This window comes from Pseudomonas sp. OE 28.3 (assembly GCF_014268205.2).
Lineage (GTDB): Bacteria > Pseudomonadota > Gammaproteobacteria > Pseudomonadales > Pseudomonadaceae > Aquipseudomonas > Aquipseudomonas edaphica.
Genome location: NZ_CP077082.1, coordinates 4,861,263 through 4,876,966, shown reverse-complemented (window position 1 = coordinate 4,876,966; position 15,704 = coordinate 4,861,263). Strand labels below are relative to the sequence as shown.

The following is a 15,704-nucleotide window of genomic DNA, read 5'->3' as shown; positions in this document are numbered from 1 at the left end:
GCCCAGCGGCAAAAAGACCCGGCGCTTTCCCACCATTTGGGCTTTTTCATGCGTATTAAAGTGCACTGCCAGAACCGTATCGGCATCCTGCGGGACATTCTCAACCTGCTGGTGGAATACGGCGTCAACGTCGCCAAAGGCGAGGTAGGCGGTGAACATGGCAACGCCATTTACCTGTTTTGCCCCAACCTTGTGAACATGCAGTTCCAGGCGCTGCGCCCGCAATTCGAAGCAATTGCCGGGGTATTTGGCGTTAAAAGGGTAGGGCTGATGCCCAGCGAACGTCGGCATATGGAGCTCAATGCGCTGCTCGGCGCTCTGGAGTTTCCGGTGTTGTCGATTGATATGGGCGGCTCCATCGTCGCCGCCAACCGCGCGGCGGCGCAGTTGCTCGGGGTGCGGGTGGACGAGGTGCCGGGCATTCCGCTGTCGCGTTATGCCGAGGATTTCGACCTGCCGGAGTTGGTGCGTGCGAGCAAATCGCGCATCAACGGCTTGCGGGTCAAGGTCAAGGGTGACGTGTTTTTGGCGGACATCGCGCCGCTGCAGTCTTCCGAACACGACGACAGCGAGGCCATGGCCGGTGCCGTGCTGACCCTGCACCGTGCCGACCGTGTGGGCGAGCGTATCTACAATGTGCGCAAGCAAGAGCTGCGCGGCTTCGACAGTATTTTCCAAAGCTCCAGGGTCATGGCCGCGGTGGTGCGCGAAGCCCGGCGCATGGCGCCGCTGGATGCGCCGCTATTAATAGAAGGCGAAACCGGCACCGGCAAAGAGTTGCTGGCACGCGCTTGCCACTTGGCCAGTCCGCGCGGGCAATCGCCCTTGATGGCGCTCAATTGCGCGGGCCTGCCGGAGTCGATGGCCGAGACCGAGCTGTTCGGCTACGGCCCCGGCGCATTTGAAGGGGCGCGGGCCGAGGGCAAGTTGGGCCTGCTGGAGCTGACGGCGGGCGGTACGTTGTTTCTCGATGGCGTGGGGGAAATGAGCGCACGCTTGCAGGTGAAATTGCTGCGCTTTTTGCAGGACGGCTGCTTTCGCCGGGTGGGCAGTGATGAAGAGGTGTACCTCGATGTGCGGGTGATCTGTGCCACCCAGGTGGACCTGTCGGAACTCTGCGCCCGTGGCGAATTCCGTCAGGACCTGTATCACCGGCTCAACGTGCTGTCGCTGCATATCCCGCCGCTGCGTGAATGCCTGGATGGCCTGGCGCCGCTGGTTGAGCACTTTCTTGACCAGGCCAGCCGACAGATTGGTTGCCCGCTGCCCAAGCTGGCGCCGGCGGCGATGGACCGGCTCAGTCACTACCATTGGCCGGGCAATGTGCGGCAGTTGGAAAACGTGTTGTTTCAGGCGGTGTCGTTGTGCGACGGCGGCATGGTCAAGGCTGAGCATATTCGCCTGCCGGATTATGGGGTGCGCCAGCCCCTTGGGGATTTTTCCCTGGAAGGCGGGTTGGAGAACATCGTTGGGCGGTTTGAAAAGGCGGTGCTGGAGGCTTTGTACGCCGAGCACCCGAGCAGTCGGCAGTTGGGTAAGCGCCTAGGCGTGTCGCACACCACGATCGCGAATAAGTTGCGTGATTACGAAATTCTGAAGAATGAACGCGGTTAAACCTGTGGGAGCTGGCTTGCCTGCGATGACGGTGGGTCAGTTGGCTCATGTGTCGCTGATACACCGCTATCGCAGGCAAGCCAGCTCCCACAGTTGATCTTTGTCGTCCTTAAGACCGGTGCTTGCCGCAGGCGGCAGTAGTCCGCCGTTTTTTCGACTCTATCCCTGCCACCTAATCTCTAAGCCTGCCCGCAAACCCCCGCCGTACATGGACTTCAATCTATTTTCAAAAGTTGGTTCGCAAATTGCTTAAGCCTCATCAGAGCAACGGTGGGCGGCAAGCGTCCGTCAGAAAGAGGATAGAGCGTGGACAAGTACCTTTATGTGGCAATGACCGGCGCCAGCCAGAATGCACTGGCGCAAAAGGCCCATGCCAACAATCTGGCGAACATTTCCACCAACGGTTTCCAACGGGACCTGGAGCAGGCGCGTTCGATGCCGGTGTTCGGTGACAGCTTTCCGGCGCGGGCATTTGCCATGACCGAACGGCCGGGCACCGACTTCTCCCAGGGCGCCATGATTGAAACCGGTCGCGACCTCGATGTGGCGGTCAGCGGTGACGGCTGGATGGCCGTGCAAACCCCGGATGGCGGCGAAGCCTACGTGCGCAGCGCCAGCATGAATGTGGATGCGTTGGGCGTGTTGCGTGCCGGCAACGGCATGCCGGTGATGGGCAACGGTGGCCCGATTGCCGTGCCGCCCGAGCAGAAAATCGAAGTGGGCGCCGACGGCACCATCAGCATCCGCGCCATGGGCGAAGGCCCGCGCGTGATGGCTGAAGTGGACCGCATCAAGCTGGTCCAGCCCGACCTCAAGAACATGACCAAGGGCCTGGATGGCGCCATCCATACCAAGGATGGCAAACCGGCCCAGGCCGACGCGAACGTGCGGCTGACCTCGGGTTTCCTGCAGGCGAGCAACGTCAATGCGGTGGAAGAAATGACCGCCGTGCTGTCGCTCTCCAAGCAGTTCGAGTTGCACATCAAGATGATGAACAGCGCTAAAGAAGACGACCAGGCCATGACCCGCGTTCTGTCGATGAGCTGATTGCCGGTTTACTGAAGACTAATTTTGCAGCACAGCGCCAACAAACAGGCGCACGAAGGAGAACACTATGCTTCCGGCTCTATGGGTTGCCAAAACAGGTTTGGCCGCGCAGGACACCAACCTGACCACCATTTCCAACAACTTGGCGAACGTGTCGACCACGGGTTTCAAACGTGATCGCGCCGAGTTCCAGGACTTGCTTTATCAGATCAAGCGCCAGCCAGGCGCCCAGTCGACCCAGGACAGCGAACTGCCGTCGGGCCTGCAACTGGGTACCGGTGTGCAGATCGTCGGCACCCAGAAGAACTTCAGCGCCGGTAACCTGCAGCAAACCAACCAGCCGCTGGACATGGCCATCAACGGCCGGGGTTTCTTCCAGATCCTGCAGCCGGATGGCACTACTTCCTACACCCGTGACGGTACTTTTCACCTCGACTCCAATGGCCAGATCGTCACCGCCAACGGCTTCGCGCTGGAGCCGGCTGTGGTGGTTCCAGCCGATGCCAAGACCTTTACCGTCGGCACCGACGGCACCCTGTCTATCACCGTGGCCGGCAACCCGGCGTCGCAAGTGATCGGCAACCTGCAAACCGCCGACTTCATCAACCCGGCCGGCCTGCAGGCCATGGGTAACAACCTGTTCCTGGAAACAGCCTCCAGCGGCGCGCCGCAAATCGGCACCCCAGGTCTCAACGGCTTCGGTACCACCCTGCAGCAAACCCTGGAAACCTCCAACGTCAGCACGGTTGAGGAGATGGTCAACATGATCACCACCCAACGCGCCTACGAGATGAACTCCAAGGTGATTTCCACCGCCGACCAGATGCTTTCGTTCGTAACGCAGAATCTGTAATCAAGTCTATGGGGCGCCTTTTGCGGCGCCTGCAACACCGTGAGGTAAGGGTCATGAATCGCTATGTTTCTGTTCTGGCATTGAGTGGGATCGCCGTGCTCGCGGGCTGTGTCGCCCCGACGCCAAAACCCAATGACCCGTACTACGCGCCGGTGTTGCCGCGCACGCCGTTGCCGGCGGCGGCCAACAATGGCTCGATTTACCAGGCCGGTTTCGAACAGAACCTGTACAGCGACCGCAAGGCCTTCCGTGTGGGTGACATCATCACTATCACGTTGAACGAGAAGACCCAGGCCAGCAAGAATGCCAACTCGCAGATCGGCAAGACCAGCAAGACCGGCATCGGCCTGACCTCGCTGTTTGGTGGCGGCCTGACCACCAATAACCCTTTGGGCGATGGCGACCTGAGCCTCAACGCCGGTTACAGCGGCGACCGTGCCACTAATGGCAAGAGCGCGGCGGGGCAGGGCAACAGCCTGACCGGTTCGATCACCGTAACGGTGGCGGATGTATTGCCCAACGGCATCATCGCCGTACGCGGTGAAAAGTGGATGACCCTCAACACCGGCGACGAGCTGGTGCGTATCGCGGGCATGGTGCGTGCCGATGATATTTCCACCGACAACACCGTGCCGTCCACGCGCATTGCCGATGCACGCATTACCTACTCGGGTACGGGTTCGTTTGCTGATGCGAGTCAGCCGGGCTGGTTCGACCGTTTCTTCCTTAGCCCGCTGTTCCCTTTCTAGGTGGCCATTTTGAACCTCAAACAGCTGATGGCTGCCGCGTTATTGCTGGCCTTGAGCGCAGGAGCACACGCCGAGCGGTTGAAAGACATCGCCAGTATTTCCGGCGTGCGCTCCAACCAATTGATCGGCTACGGGCTGGTGGTGGGGCTTAACGGTACGGGTGACCAGACCACCCAGACGCCGTTCACCCTGCAGACCTTCAACAACATGCTCTCGCAGTTCGGCATCAAGGTGCCGCCTGGGTCGGGCAACGTGCAGCTCAAGAACGTCGCGGCCGTGTCGATCAGTGCCGACTTGCCGGCGTTCTCCAAGCCGGGCCAGGTGGTGGATATCACCGTGTCCTCCATCGGTAACTCGAAAAGCCTGCGCGGCGGCACCTTGCTGATGACGCCGCTCAAAGGTATCGACGGCAACGTCTACGCCATTGCCCAGGGCAACCTGGTGGTCGGCGGTTTTGACGCCGAGGGCCGTGACGGCTCGAAAATCACTGTGAACGTGCCATCCGCCGGCCGCATTCCTGGCGGCGCCACGGTTGAACGCACCGTGCCCAGCGGTTTCAACCAGGGCAACAGCCTGACCCTGAACCTCAACCGTTCGGACTTCACCACCGCCAAGCGTGTGGTCGACAAGATCAACGACATGCTCGGCCCTGGCGTAGCACAAGCCATCGACGGCGGCTCGATCCGTGTGACGGCGCCGCTCGACCCAAGCCAGCGTGTCGACTACCTGTCGATCCTGGAAAACCTTGAAGTCGACCCGGGCCAGGCAGTGGCCAAAGTCATCATCAACTCGCGCACCGGCACCATCGTGATCGGCCAGAACGTCAAGGTCTCGCCGGCGGCGGTCACCCACGGCAGCCTGACCGTGACCATCACCGAAGACCCGATCGTCAGCCAGCCCGGGCCGCTGTCCAATGGCCAGACGGCAGTGGTACCGCGCTCGCGGGTCAATGCCCAGCAAGAAGCCAAGCCGATGTTCAAGTTCGGCCCCGGAACTACCCTGGATGAGATTGTCCGCGCGGTGAACCAGGTGGGCGCAGCGCCCGGCGACTTGATGGCGATTCTCGAAGCTTTGAAACAGGCCGGCGCCTTGCAAGCCGACCTGATCGTGATCTAAGGCCATGGCCATGGATATGCACAAAAGCGGGTTCACCAGCACGGCGGATTCGGGGTCTTACTCCGACCTCAACCGGCTGAACCAGCTCAAGGTCGGCGCCGACAAGAACAGCGAAGGCAACATGCGCAAAGTGGCGCAGGAGTTCGAGTCGCTGTTCCTGAGCGAGATGCTCAAGTCCATGCGTTCGGCCACCGAGGCGCTGGGCAAGGACAACCCGCTGAACACCCCGGCTGCCAAGCAGTATCAGGAAATGTACGACCAGCAGTTGGCGGTCTCGATGTCCCGCGAAGGCGGTGGTATCGGTTTGGCTGACGTGCTGATGCGCCAGATGCAGAAGAACAAGCCGGTCGAGGCGCAGTCCTCGACCTTGCAAGGCCCGGCGGCGGCCGAGCCGGTCAAGGCCAAGAAGGTTGATGTGCCGACTGAAATCGCCGCCGGCACCCTGGCTAATGGCCCGTTGGGGCGCTCCAATGGCCAGCGGCCGTTGTGGGCTTACCGCGTTGCAGAGCCGCAAGGCGCCAGTGCGCACACCAACGACATGGAACTGATGAACCAGCGCCGCATGGCGTTGCCGAGCAAGCTGACCGACCGCCTGCTGGCCGGCATCGTGCCGAGCACTCAGCCCGCCACGCAGGCCGCGAGTGCGCCACTGCGTAACAGCGCCGCCACCGATAACGTGGTCAACAGCACCGCGCGCAACTTTGCCGTGCCGAGCGGGCGCATGCAGGTTTATGGCCGAGCGATTGCCCAGCCACCGCTGGCGCCGGCGAAAAAAGCCTTCAGCTCGCAGGATGAATTTGTCGCCACCATGCTGCCGATGGCCAAGGCGGCCGCCGCGCGCATCGGCGTGGATCCCAAGTACCTGGTGGCCCAGGCCGCGCTGGAAACCGGCTGGGGTAAATCGGTGATGCGCGCCGAGGACGGCAGCAGCAGCCACAATCTGTTCGGCATCAAGGCCGGGCAGAGCTGGCAGGGCGGCCAGGCGCGTGCAATCACCAGCGAGTTTCGTGATGGGTCGATGGTCAAGGAAACGGCGCAATTTCGCTCCTACAACTCCTACCAGGACAGCTTCCACGACCTCGTGACATTGCTGCAAAGCAATGATCGCTATAAAGAAGTTGTGAAATCAGCCGACAACCCGGAACAGTTTGTACGCGAGTTGCAAAAAGCCGGATATGCAACCGACCCGGACTACGCCAGCAAGATTTCGCAGATCGCCAAAACGATGAACAGTTACCAGAATTTCGCTGCCGCTGGCGCAACCACACATTTATAAGGTCTGAACCATGAGTTTGCTCAGTATCGGGATGTCAGGACTCAATGCCGCTCAAGGCTCGTTGTCGGTCTTGAGTAACAACATTGCCAACGTCAATACCCCGGGATACTCGCGCCAGCAGACCACCCAGAATGCTAACGCCAACAACCCGTATGGCGGCGTATTCATCGGTAGCGGCACGACCCTGGCGGATGTGCGCCGGGTCTACAACGAGTTCCTTGATCAGGCCTATCAAAACAGCACGTCGCTCAATAACGATGCTAAGGCCTACTCAAGCCAGGCGAGTGCGATTGATAAGACCCTGTCGGACAAGACCACCGGCATGTCCTCGGTGCTGAGTGCGTTTTTCGCCGCAGTACAGACCTCGTCGGCCAACCCGAGCGACGTGTCTGCCCGACAAGTGCTGTTGACCAGCGCCCAGACGCTGAGCAACCGTTTCAACTCGATCTCCAACCAGTTGAACCAGCAAAAAGAGTCGATCAACGGCCAGTTGAGCACTATGAGTGATCAGGTCAACCAATTGACTGCCTCGATTGCTTCGCTCAACAAGCAGATCACTCAGGTCCAGGGGTCAAGCAACAGTGCCCCGGCCAACCTGCTGGACGCTCGTAATGAAGCCGTGCGCTCGCTCAATGAATTGGTGGGCGTCACTGCCAGCGAGAAGAACGGCGTGTTCAGCGTCAGCACCGGCACCGGCCAGTCGCTGGTGCTGGGTGATCAGTCCAACACCATTTCTGCGGTGCCGAGCGCCAGCGACCCGAGCCAGTACACCATCCAGCTCAACGCTGGCGGCGGTACGGCGATTGACCTGGGTAATGTGCTCAGCGGCGGAAGCATTGGCGGCTTGCTGCGTTATCGCAGCGATGCGTTGATGCCCGCCATCAACGACCTGGGGCGTATTGCGATTGCCACTGCCGATACCGTCAACAGTCAATTGGGCCAGGGCCTGGATTTGAACGGTGACTTCGGCACGTCGCTGTTTAAGGACATCAACAGCGCGGCGGCCATTGCGCAACGCAGCCAAGGTGCGGCGGGCAACAGCGTCGGTTCCGGCAACCTGAATGTGAGCATCAAAGACAGCAGCAAGCTGTCGACATACGACTATAAAGTCACCTTCACCAGTGGCAGTAACTACACCGTGATGCGTTCCGACGGTAAAGCCATGGGCGCATTCGACACCACTACCACGCCGCCGCCGGTCATTGACGGGTTCACCCTGGCCTTGGACGGCAAAGGGCCGGTGGGCGCTGGCGACAGTTTCAAAGTCAGCCCGACCGCCAACGGCGCTACCAATATCGGCACAGACCTGACGGATGCCAATAAAATTGCATTCGCCGGGCCGTTGCTGGGCGAGGGCAGCAAGACCAATCAAGGTACCGGCACCTTTACGCCACCGACTCTGACCTTGCCTATCGACATTCACGGTGGTGCGGACACCGCTCAACTGCGTACCGGGATTGAACATTCGATGCCGGTGAAAATGGTATTCGGCAAGCCGGCTGCTGATGGCACGCAGGCCTACACGCTCAACGATTCTCAGGGAAATCCGATCGGCAGCGGCACTATCGTTCCGGGTCAAAGCAACAAAATCACCATCAACGTACCGATGCGTGATGCCAACGGCGCGTTGGTATCGCCAGCCAAGAGCTTCAAGTTTGATACGACCGTGGGCGGCTCGCCGGCCGATGGCGACAGCACCACGTTCTCTTTCAACGCTTCGGGCAAGTCGGACAACCGCAATGCTCAAGCGCTGCTGGACTTGCAGACCAAAGCCACAGTCGGTCTGTCGGACGGCAGCGGCGGCGGTGTGAGCCTGGTGGCGGCCAACAGCCGACTGGTATCGACCGTGGGGGCCAAGGCGGCGTCGGCGATTACCGACACCACGGCTACCGGTGCGTTGCTCAAGGCCAACCAGGACGCACGCAACTCAGTGTCCCAGGTGAACCTGGATGAAGAGGCGGGCAACATGATCAAGTTCCAGCAGTACTACACCGCGTCGTCGCAGATCATCAAGGCTGCGCAAGAAACCTTCAGCACATTGATCAATAGTCTTTAAGGGAGCCTGGGACGATGCGTATTTCTACTGCTCAATATTTTGAAACCAGCTCCACCAAGTATTCAGATAACTACTCCAGTGTGGTCAAGGCCCAGGAGCAGGCCAGCTCCGGTGTGCGTGTGCAAACCGCCGCGGATGATCCGGTAGCGGCGGCGCGTTTGTTGTTGCTGCAACAGCAAAAAGACATGCTGGGCCAGTTCAGCGGCAACGTCACCAGCCTGAAGAACTCCCTGACCAACGAAGAAAGCGTACTGAGTTCGATCGACGATGCCATGCAGCGCGCCAGCCAGTTGGCCTTGCGTGCCGGTGGTTCGATCAGCGACGCTGATCGCCGGTCTATCGCCAGCGAGATCGGCGCGATTGAAAATCAGGTACTGGGGCTGCTCAACAGCAAAGACTCGTCCGGCAACTATATGTTCTCCGGCTCCAAGTCCCAGACCCCGCCGTATTCGCGTAACAGCGATGGCACCTACAGCTATCAGGGCGATGAAACGCCGCTGAGCCTGCAGGTTTCCAATACACTGAATGTCAGTGCTGGTGATACCGGCAAGACCATTCTGGAAGGCGCAGCAAACTCTGGGCGTACCCAGGCCACGTGGCTGCCACCGGTGCCGCAGACGGTGCCGCCTACGGTCAACGATAACAAGGTCGCGCTGTCGGCCGGGTTGGTCACTTCGGGCATCGACTACACCAAGAAATTCGCCGATGGCCAGCCTTACAAGCTGACCTTTACCAGCAGCACGCAATACAAAGTGGCCGACAAGGACGGCAACGACGTGACGTCCGAGATTCCGGGCAACGGCACGTTCGATGCCACCAAGGAAGGCAGTACCAGCGTTGCGTTGCGCGGTGTGAAGTTCGACATCACGTTGAACCTGGGCGATGTCGCGCCCGGCGCCAACTCTGATGCACTGGTCAAGGATCGTTCGTTCAGCCTGGAAGCCAAGCCGGATACCTTCAGTGTCTCGCGCACGCCAAGCAATGCCTCCACCGCACAATTGACCGGTGCCCGTGTGTCCAATCAGGCGGACTACGCCAGCACGTTCCCGGCCAACAGTGGCGCGGTTATCAAGTTCACCAGCGCCACCGCCTACGAGGTGTACGCCCAGCCTTACTCGGCCGACAGCAAGGCCATTGCCACCGGTGATACCGGCGGCGGTACAACGGTCACGGCGGCTGGGGTGACGTTTGATGTGAATGCCGGGCCACCGCAGGCGGGTGATCAGTTCTCAGTCGGTGCCAGTACCAAGAAAACCCAGAACGCGCTGGATACCCTCAGCCAGTTGCGTCAGGCACTGGAGCAACCTGCCGACAACAATCCGGCGGCGGCGATCAAGCTCAAGGATGTCCTGGATGCATCGATCAGCAACCTGGCCAATTCACGTACCCAGCTCGATAACGTGCGCGGCTCCATCGGTGCGCGGCAGAATGCCCTGGATATCCAGGCCGGTGAAAACACCAGTATTGGCTTGGCCAATACCAGCACCATGAGTGATCTGGCCAACATCGACATGGGTGAGGCGGCGATCAACCTGACGTTGCAGCAAACCATGCTGCAGGCGTCGCAGCTGGCTTTCGTGAAAATTTCCCAGTTGACCCTGTTCAGCCGCATGTAAATTCATCGCGAATACGCAGCGGCCCAGCCTGGAAACAGGCTGGGCCGTTGTCGTTTGTGCGGCTTAATTGTTTGAAGGTTTTGCACAAAGCACACAAAATTGAGTGACCTGTGAGTCATAAAGCGCATCTTCACTGTATCGTGTGAAAAGGATAAGTCGTCGCCAGGTCGTTGCGCGCAGGCTTTCAGCGAGATTTTTGTGGGGTTATCCCCTTTATTGTCAGCGCCCCCGACACCGTTCGCGGGGTGTTCTCCAGCTATTTAGTATTGGGAAGCCACAATGATTGGCATAAAAAGCATCGCCAGTTACGTGCCGGCAGACGGGATCGATAACTACGCCCAGGGTGCCAAATTCGCCAAGGATGAAGAATTCATCATTGGCAAGATCGGTTCGGCGTTCTTGCCGCGCAAGGAAGCCGCGCAGGAAACCTCCGATCTGTGTGTCGAGGCGGTCAACGCTTTGTTTGCCAACAACCCGGATTTGAAGCGTGAGTCGATTGACGCGCTGATCGTCGTGACCCAGAACGGCGACGAAGAGGGTCTGCCCCACACCGCCGCCATCGTTCAGGACAAGCTCGGCCTGCCGACCCATGTGGCCGCCTTCGATATTTCCCTGGGCTGCTCCGGCTATGTCTACGGCATTTACGCGATGAAGGGTTTCATGGAAGCCGCTGGCCTGAAAAACGGACTGCTGATCACCGCCGACCCGTATTCGAAAATCGTCGACCCAGAAGATCGCAACACCACCATGTTGTTCGGCGACGCCGCCACCGCCACCTGGATGGGCGAAGACGCGCCATGGTTGCTGGGCAAGTCCAAGTTCGGCACTGATGGTTCCGGCGCACCGCACCTGAAGGTCAGCGACGGCGTGTTCTTTATGAATGGCCGCCAGGTATTCAACTTTGCCTTGCTAAAGGTGCCGGCGCATTTGCACGAGTTGCTCAATGAGTCCGACCTCAAGGCTGACGACATCGATGCGTTCTGCATTCACCAAGGCAGTGCGGCGATTGTCGATGCCGTGGCGCGGCGTTTTGAAGATGCGCCGGTGGACAAGTTCATCAAGGACATGGTCGAGACCGGTAACACCGTGTCGTCAAGCATTCCACTGCTGCTGGAGAAGCACGTGATGGGCGCGACCTGGAAGCGCGTGGCGATCAGTGGCTTTGGTGTGGGCCTGTCCTGGGGCTCGGCGATTCTCTATCGCCCGTGACGCTTTAATAGCCTGAACGCGCTCTACGAGCGCTTCATAAAAAAACGCCGATGATCGACCGATCATCGGCGTTTTTTATTTGGCGCCAGAAAAGCCAATGAATCCGGGGTTTTGAGCTACCGTAAACCCTTGAAATGCAAGGGATGGCATAGGGCTAGTAAAAAATTTCAAAAAAACCCTCAAGCAACCGGCTCCCACGACGATAACTATTACGTAGGTTCTCAGGCCACACCCGGCGGTTGCCAGGGCCGGAAGCCGCAGTATCCATCCAACGAGGATTTCGTCATGGCTTTAACAGTAAACACCAACATTGCTTCGATCACTACTCAGGGCAACCTGAACAAAGCTGGCGGCGCCCTGGCCACTTCCATGCAGCGCCTGTCTTCCGGCCTGCGTATCAACAGCGCTAAAGACGACGCCGCCGGCCTCGGTATCGCTAACCGCATGACCAGCCAGATCAACGGCCTGGGTCAAGCTGTAAAGAACGCCAACGATGGTATCTCCATCGCGCAGACCGCTGAAGGCGCAATGCAGGCTTCGACCGACATTCTGCAAAAAATGCGTACCCTGGCTCTGTCCTCGGCTACCGGCTCCCTGAGCACCGACGACCGTAAGTCGAACAACGACGAATACCAGGCTCTGACTTCGGAACTGACCCGTATCGCTCAAACCACTACTTTCGGTGGCCAGAAGCTGCTGGACGGTTCGTACGGTACCAAAGCTATCCAGGTTGGCGCCAACGCTAACGAAACCATCAACCTGTCCCTGGACAACGTTGCAGCCAACAACATCGGTTCGCAGCAGATCAGCAGCCTGGGCATCGCTCCGAGCACTACGGGAGTTGCAGGTGGCCCAATCGCCGTAACCGGTAACGGCCAGACTGCCTCCGTTACTATCGGTGCTAAAGCTTCTGCTCAACAAATTGCTGCCCAGCTGAACGGTGCTATCGGTGGTCTGAGCGCTACCGCCAGCACCGAAGCACAGTTCGTGGTCGGCGGCGCTGCTGCTACCGCTCCGGCTTCGTTCACCATGACCGTTGGCGGCCAAGCCACTACGTTCGTTGGCGTGACTGACACCGCCAGCCTGGCAGAACAGCTGAAGTCCAACTCGGCCAAACTGGGTATCAGCGTTAACTTTGACCAATCCAAAGGCACCCTGTCGGTTAAATCCGACACCGGCGAAAACCTGACTTTCAGCTCTTCGACTGCTGCCGGTTCGATCACTGTTGCCACTAAAAACGGTGCCGGCGCTTACGGCACTGGTATTGCCCTGGCCGACGGCCTAATCGCTACCGGCGCTGTGAACTTGAACTCCTCGAAGGGTTACTCCTTGGAAGGTGCTGGTGTGACCGATGTCTTCGGTGCCGCTACTTCGGCTGCTTCGACCAAGACCCTCGTATCGCAGACCGACGTGACTGACGCCACCAAGGCCCAGAACGCTGTGTCCGTGATCGACCAGGCTATCGCTACCATCTCCAGCTCCCGTTCGGGCCTGGGTGCGGTACAGAACCGTCTGACCAGCACTGTGGATAACCTGTCCAACATCCAGAAAAACAGCACCGCTGCTCGCTCCACCATCCAGGACGTCGACTTCGCTTCCGAAGCCGCTGAACTGACCAAGCAGCAAACCCTGCAGTCCGCTTCCACTGCGATCCTGTCGCAGGCTAACCAGCTGCCATCCGCTGTACTGAAGCTGCTTCAGTAATCACGGCACTTGGTAACTGACGGAAGGGCGCGTTTACGTGCCCTTTCGTCTTTTCCAATCAGAGGAGATTGGGCATGGACATGAATGTAAAGTTGAACTTGTCTTATCCGCCGCTGGCCACTCAAGGCAGTGCGGCACCTGTGGTTGCTGACAAAGACAAGAGCAAGGTTGAGCCGGCCGCGCCAACCGCAGACGCGTCCCAAAAGGGCGATCTGGAAAAAGCGGTCACTGATATTAAAGAATTCGTACAAGCGGCCCAGCGTAATCTGGATTTTTCTATTGATGATTCCACCCACAGGGTTGTGGTCAAGGTCATTGCCACCGACACCGGTGAAGTGATCCGCCAGATTCCCTCGGAAACTGCCTTGAAGCTGGCGCAAAGCTTGTCCAGCGCCAGCCACGTGTTGTTTGACGACAAGGCTTAAGCTGGCATGAAATTTGTTGCTGCTACGACTTGAAGTGTTGTTCGTCAAGATAACGGCAGCCACCGGAACAGGAGAAAGATGATGGCGGGTACAACGATTACGGGCGTGGGATCGGGCTTCGATACCCAGGCGATTGTGAAGTCCCTGGTGGATGCCGAGCGCGCGCCGAAACAGGCGCAGATCAACACCCAATCGCAAAAGGCAACTACCCAGCTGTCGTCGATCGGCAAGATCCAGGCTGCCCTGGACGCCTTCCGTGGTGCGCTGACCAGCATGGGCACCGATAACAGCTTCAGTGGCTTGACCGGTACGTCTTCGGATGAAAAGGTCGCCACCATGACGGCTAACCCGGGGGCTGCGAACGGTAGCTTTTCGTTGATCGTCAACCAGCTGGCCACACCGTCGAAGCTATCGACCAAAACGTTTGTCGGTGGCCAGTCGACAGTCGTGAACGCCGGCACCACGCCGACAACGCTGACCATCTCGCAGTCGGGCAAGAACTTCGACCTGAGTGTGCCGGCGGGCGCGACGCTGCAACAGGTGCGTGATTCGATCAACACCACGTTCGGCACCGCCGGCTTGAGTGCCAACATCCTCACAGACTCCACGGGTTCGCGTCTTATTCTGACCTCCACCAATGGCGGGGTTGGTTCGGACCTGACGATGTCGGGCAACTCTGGGATTGATACCGGCTACACGGTAGTCAGCCCGCCTCAGAACGCCAAGTACACCATTGATGGTATTGCGGCGGAGTCCAAATCCAACAGCATCACGGATGCGGTGAGTGGGGTGAGCATTAAATTGCTGTCGCTGTCGCCTACGGTCACGGCCAACGATCAGACTAAAGACGCGCCACGTACGGCCATGACCATTTCGGTCACCACCAGCACCACCGCGCTCAAGTCCGGGGTCAAGGGCTTCGTCGACACTTATAACGCCCTGCTCAAGGCCATGAACGCCGAGACCAAGGTCACCAAAGATGCTGCCGGTAACTCCATTGCCGCGACCCTGACCGGCGACTCGACCATGCGCACCTTGCAGGCGGCGATCCGTAACGAGTTCAACTCACTCTCCGGCAACGGTACCATCAAGTCCCTGGCGCAATTTGGTGTCACCACCGACCAGGATACAGGCGCGCTGAGCATCGACAGCAAGCAGTGGGACAAGGCGGTGCTGACCAATGCCGCCGATATCAACAGTATCTTCAGCGGCAAGACCGGTCTGCTCGCACGCTTGACGGCCGCGACCGACTCCTACGCCAAGCCCACCACCGGGATTCTGGCGACACGCACGACGTCGTTGGCCGACAGCCTGAAAGATCTGACCAAGCAGCAGACCGATCTGGATGAGCGTCTGACGACGATGCAAGACGCCTTGACCCGCAAGTACACGGCCATGGATACCCTGGTGGCGCAGTTGCGCCAGCAGAGCAACAGCATTCTCGGCACGCTCAATGCGATCAGTAATTCGAAAAGCAGCAGCAGCTGATTGATCGCATAAAAAAAGCCCGGGTCCGTTGACCTGGGCTTTGTTCTTTCTGAGACCGGCGGGTTAAAGTTTTTTGCGACCCAGTCGACATATTGGTTACTGAAAACCTTCTCGCTGTTGCCTGTCACGAGGTAGAAACATGAATCCCATGAGAGCCCTTCGCCAATACCAGAAGGTCAATTCCCATGCCCAAATCTCTGAGGCCAGCCCGCATCGCCTGGTGCAGATGCTGATGGAAGGTGGCCTGGACCGTATGGCCCAAGCCAAAGGCGCGCTGGCGCGTGGCGACGTCGCTCAGAAAGGCCTGATGCTGGGCAAGGCCACCGATATCCTGATCGGCCTTCGTGATGGCCTGAATGCGGAAAAAAGCGATAACAAGGAATACGTCCAGCAATTGGAAGGCTTGTATGTGTACATGACAAACCGTTTGATGGAAGCCAACCTGCATAACGACGCCGACATGATCGACGAAGTCGCCCGTTTGCTGATTACCGTAAAAGAAGGCTGGGATGCCATCGCTGAGCCACAAGGTGCTGCACAATAAGGCCAAC

At 59.1% G+C, this 15,704-nt stretch carries 13 protein-coding genes; all 13 read left to right on the top strand.

The annotated features are described in order from the left end of the window. Positions 1-48 precede the first annotated feature (48 nt). Positions 49-1,614: a sigma-54-dependent phenylalanine hydroxylase transcriptional regulator PhhR gene (locus HU759_RS21785; RefSeq protein ID WP_017134920.1), complete on the top strand. Its 1,566-nt coding sequence runs from the start codon at positions 49-51 to the stop codon at positions 1,612-1,614. Between the two features lie 306 nt (positions 1,615-1,920). Next, positions 1,921-2,661 carry a flagellar basal body rod protein FlgF gene (locus HU759_RS21780; protein WP_017134921.1) on the top strand — a complete coding sequence of 247 codons (741 nt, stop codon included), beginning with the start codon at positions 1,921-1,923 and terminating at the stop codon, positions 2,659-2,661. Between the two features lie 67 nt (positions 2,662-2,728). Continuing rightward, positions 2,729-3,514, top strand: coding sequence for a flagellar basal-body rod protein FlgG (flgG, locus tag HU759_RS21775; RefSeq protein WP_170040625.1), 786 nt, complete (start codon positions 2,729-2,731; stop codon positions 3,512-3,514). A 53-nt stretch (positions 3,515-3,567) separates the two neighbouring features. After that, a complete protein-coding gene (flgH, locus tag HU759_RS21770; protein WP_017134923.1) occupies positions 3,568-4,263 on the top strand; it encodes a flagellar basal body L-ring protein FlgH in 696 nt (231 codons plus the stop codon). Between the two features lie 27 nt (positions 4,264-4,290). Continuing rightward, on the top strand, positions 4,291-5,379 hold the full coding sequence (locus tag HU759_RS21765) for a flagellar basal body P-ring protein FlgI (protein WP_225933067.1): 1,089 nt from the start codon (positions 4,291-4,293) through the stop codon (positions 5,377-5,379). Between the two features lie 4 nt (positions 5,380-5,383). Next, positions 5,384-6,655, top strand: a complete 1,272-nt coding sequence (gene flgJ, locus HU759_RS21760; RefSeq protein WP_170040626.1) for a flagellar assembly peptidoglycan hydrolase FlgJ — start codon at positions 5,384-5,386, stop codon at positions 6,653-6,655. A 10-nt stretch (positions 6,656-6,665) separates the two neighbouring features. Next, entirely contained in the window at positions 6,666-8,711 is a 2,046-nt protein-coding gene (gene flgK / locus HU759_RS21755; RefSeq protein WP_170040627.1) for a flagellar hook-associated protein FlgK, read from the top strand. A 14-nt stretch (positions 8,712-8,725) separates the two neighbouring features. Next, positions 8,726-10,327: a flagellar hook-associated protein 3 gene (locus tag HU759_RS21750; protein ID WP_170040628.1), complete on the top strand. Its 1,602-nt coding sequence runs from the start codon at positions 8,726-8,728 to the stop codon at positions 10,325-10,327. Between the two features lie 279 nt (positions 10,328-10,606). Next, on the top strand, positions 10,607-11,536 hold the full coding sequence (locus HU759_RS21745) for a ketoacyl-ACP synthase III (RefSeq protein WP_170040629.1): 930 nt from the start codon (positions 10,607-10,609) through the stop codon (positions 11,534-11,536). A gap of 285 nt (positions 11,537-11,821) precedes the next feature. Then, entirely contained in the window at positions 11,822-13,240 is a 1,419-nt protein-coding gene (locus HU759_RS21740) for a flagellin (protein ID WP_170040630.1), read from the top strand. A 74-nt stretch (positions 13,241-13,314) separates the two neighbouring features. Beyond that, on the top strand, positions 13,315-13,665 hold the full coding sequence (locus HU759_RS21735; protein ID WP_170040631.1) for a flagellar protein FlaG: 351 nt from the start codon (positions 13,315-13,317) through the stop codon (positions 13,663-13,665). Positions 13,666-13,746: 81 nt separating this feature from the next. Further along, positions 13,747-15,153: a flagellar filament capping protein FliD gene (gene fliD, locus HU759_RS21730; protein WP_170040632.1), complete on the top strand. Its 1,407-nt coding sequence runs from the start codon at positions 13,747-13,749 to the stop codon at positions 15,151-15,153. A 139-nt stretch (positions 15,154-15,292) separates the two neighbouring features. After that, positions 15,293-15,697, top strand: coding sequence for a flagellar export chaperone FliS (gene fliS / locus HU759_RS21725; protein ID WP_138452693.1), 405 nt, complete (start codon positions 15,293-15,295; stop codon positions 15,695-15,697). Positions 15,698-15,704 lie beyond the last annotated feature (7 nt).

Coding starts and splice junctions, on each gene's coding strand:
- HU759_RS21785 (WP_017134920.1), top strand. CDS start 49: ATGCGTATTAAAGTGCACTGCCAGAACCGTATCGGCATCCTGCGGGAC.
- flgG (WP_170040625.1), top strand. CDS start 2,729: ATGCTTCCGGCTCTATGGGTTGCCAAAACAGGTTTGGCCGCGCAGGAC.
- flgH (WP_017134923.1), top strand. CDS start 3,568: ATGAATCGCTATGTTTCTGTTCTGGCATTGAGTGGGATCGCCGTGCTC.
- HU759_RS21765 (WP_225933067.1), top strand. CDS start 4,291: ATGGCTGCCGCGTTATTGCTGGCCTTGAGCGCAGGAGCACACGCCGAG.
- flgJ (WP_170040626.1), top strand. CDS start 5,384: ATGGCCATGGATATGCACAAAAGCGGGTTCACCAGCACGGCGGATTCG.
- flgK (WP_170040627.1), top strand. CDS start 6,666: ATGAGTTTGCTCAGTATCGGGATGTCAGGACTCAATGCCGCTCAAGGC.
- HU759_RS21750 (WP_170040628.1), top strand. CDS start 8,726: ATGCGTATTTCTACTGCTCAATATTTTGAAACCAGCTCCACCAAGTAT.
- HU759_RS21745 (WP_170040629.1), top strand. CDS start 10,607: ATGATTGGCATAAAAAGCATCGCCAGTTACGTGCCGGCAGACGGGATC.
- HU759_RS21740 (WP_170040630.1), top strand. CDS start 11,822: ATGGCTTTAACAGTAAACACCAACATTGCTTCGATCACTACTCAGGGC.
- HU759_RS21735 (WP_170040631.1), top strand. CDS start 13,315: ATGGACATGAATGTAAAGTTGAACTTGTCTTATCCGCCGCTGGCCACT.
- fliD (WP_170040632.1), top strand. CDS start 13,747: ATGGCGGGTACAACGATTACGGGCGTGGGATCGGGCTTCGATACCCAG.
- fliS (WP_138452693.1), top strand. CDS start 15,293: ATGAATCCCATGAGAGCCCTTCGCCAATACCAGAAGGTCAATTCCCAT.